Annotated in this window: 2 protein-coding genes; both read left to right on the top strand. The window is 46.5% G+C overall.

Annotation, left to right across the window (positions count from 1 at the left end):
• A partial coding sequence (locus ACLOR3_RS06920) for an LCP family protein (RefSeq protein WP_412037097.1) occupies positions 1-599 on the top strand: 599 nt, incomplete at its 5' end.
• A 64-nt stretch (positions 600-663) separates the two neighbouring features.
• Positions 664-2022 (top strand): 23S rRNA (uracil(1939)-C(5))-methyltransferase RlmD, encoded by a 1359-nt coding sequence (gene rlmD / locus ACLOR3_RS06915; protein ID WP_411399837.1) that lies wholly within the window; start codon positions 664-666, stop codon positions 2020-2022.
• The last annotated feature ends 96 nt before the right edge of the window (positions 2023-2118 follow it).

The raw sequence follows: 2118 nt of genomic DNA, 5'->3' as shown, positions 1-2118 counted from the left end.
TGGTCCGTCAAATGCTCAAAGATAACTTTGACATTGATATCCAATACTATGCCATGGTCGATTTCCAAACCTTTGCGACAGCGATTGACACTCTCTTCCCGAATGGGGTGGAGATGAATGCTCAGTTCTCCACCATTGATGGTGAAACCGTCTCTGAGGTTGAAGTTCCTGATGACTTGAATATGAAGGATGGGGTCGTTCCGAATCAGACCATTAAGGTCGGAAAACAACGAATGGACGGCCGGACCCTCCTCAACTATGCTCGTTTCCGTAAAGATGATGAGGGCGACTTTGGACGGACAAGACGCCAACAAGAAGTCATGTCTGCCATTGTGCACCAAATTAAGGATCCAACCAAGCTCTTTACTGGATCTGAAGCACTGGGAAAGGTCTTCGCTATGACCTCGACCAATGTACCCTTCTCCTTCCTATTGACCAACGGGATTGGCTTAGTCGGAAGTGCCAGCAAGGGGATTGAACGCATTACCATTCCAGAAAATGGGGATTGGGTCGATGCCTATGATATGTATGGCGGCCAAGGTCTCTTAGTGGATTTCGATGCTTATAAAAAGAAATTGTCCCAAATGGGCTTAAGATGATATAATTAAGGGATAGGAGTTTTGAAAACTCCATCCCTTTTAATTTGTAGAAAGATTGAACACCATGTTAAAGAAAAACGAAATTGTAACGGTTGAGATTGTCGATTTGACACACGAAGGAGCAGGAGTGGCTAAGGTCGATGGCCTGGTCTTTTTTGTGGAGAATGCCCTGCCAGGAGAAGTCATCCGCATGCGCGTGCTCAAGGTCAACAAGAAAATCGGCTACGGAAAAGTAGAGGAGTACTTGGAAAAATCTCCTCACCGCAATGAAGAGCTAGACCTGGCTTACTTGCGAAGCGGCATTGCTGACTTGGGCCACCTAGCTTATCCGGAGCAGCTGAAATTCAAGGCCAAGCAGGTTAAGGATAGCCTTTACAAGATGGCAGGAATCTCTGATATCGAAGTGCCCCTGACCTTGGGGATGGGCCATCCCGTCCAGTATCGCAACAAGGCCCAGGTTCCTGTCCGTCGTGTCAATGGTCAGGTAGAGACAGGTTTCTTTCGCAAGAACTCTCATGATTTGATGCCGATCGAAGACTTCTATATCCAAGATCCAGTCATTGACCAAGTGGTCTTGGCTCTTCGAGATTTGATTCGTCGGTTTGACCTCAAGCCTTATGATGAAAAGGAACAGTCTGGCTTGATTCGCAATCTTGTGGTCCGCCGAGGTCACCATTCAGGAGAAATCATGGTCATTTTGGTCACCACTCGTCCCAAGGTTTTCCGTGTGGACCAGTTTCTCGAGCAGTTAATCAAGCAATTCCCAGCCATCAAATCTGTTATGCAAAATATCAACGATCAGAATACCAATGCCATTTTTGGAAAAGAATGGCGGGTTCTCTACGGTCAAGACTATATTACCGATCAAATGTTGGACAATAGCTTCCAAATCTCTGGACCAGCCTTTTACCAGGTCAATACAGAAATGGCAGAGAAGCTCTATCAGACAGCCATTGACTTTGCGGAGTTAAGAGAAGATGATGTCGTGATTGACGCCTACTCCGGAATTGGGACCATTGGCTTGTCAGTTGCCAAGCATGTCAAGGAAGTCTACGGAGTGGAAGTTATCCCAGAAGCAGTGGAGAATAGCCAGAAGAATGCTAGTTTAAATGGCATCACCAATGCCCACTATGTTTGTGATACAGCAGAAAATGCTATGAAGAATTGGCTCAAGGAAGGCATCCAACCAACTGCTATCCTAGTCGACCCACCACGCAAGGGCTTGACCGAAAGCTTCATCAAAGCAAGTGCCCAAACAGGCGCTGACCGCATCGCCTATATCTCCTGTAATGTGGCTACTATGGCGCGTGATATCAAACTCTATCAAGAGTTGGGATACGAATTGAAGAAAGTCCAGCCGGTTGATCTGTTCCCACAAACGCACCACGTCGAGTGTGTAAGTTTGTTGGTAAAACGCAGTTAATCCTCAAAAGGTTCACTGAACCTTTTGAGTCCCGCAGACGCATCACATCGAGTGTGTTGCTCTGCTCGTAAAATCCTAGAAACCTTTGAACGAAAG

Source organism: Streptococcus intestinihominis (assembly GCF_046824975.1).
GTDB lineage: Bacteria > Bacillota > Bacilli > Lactobacillales > Streptococcaceae > Streptococcus.
This window is presented reverse-complemented; position numbering and strand designations above follow the sequence as displayed.

What these genes read in the sequence shown, in the direction of transcription:
- rlmD (WP_411399837.1), top strand. Translation starts at nt 664, where the DNA reads ATGTTAAAGAAAAACGAAATTGTAACGGTTGAGATTGTCGATTTGACA.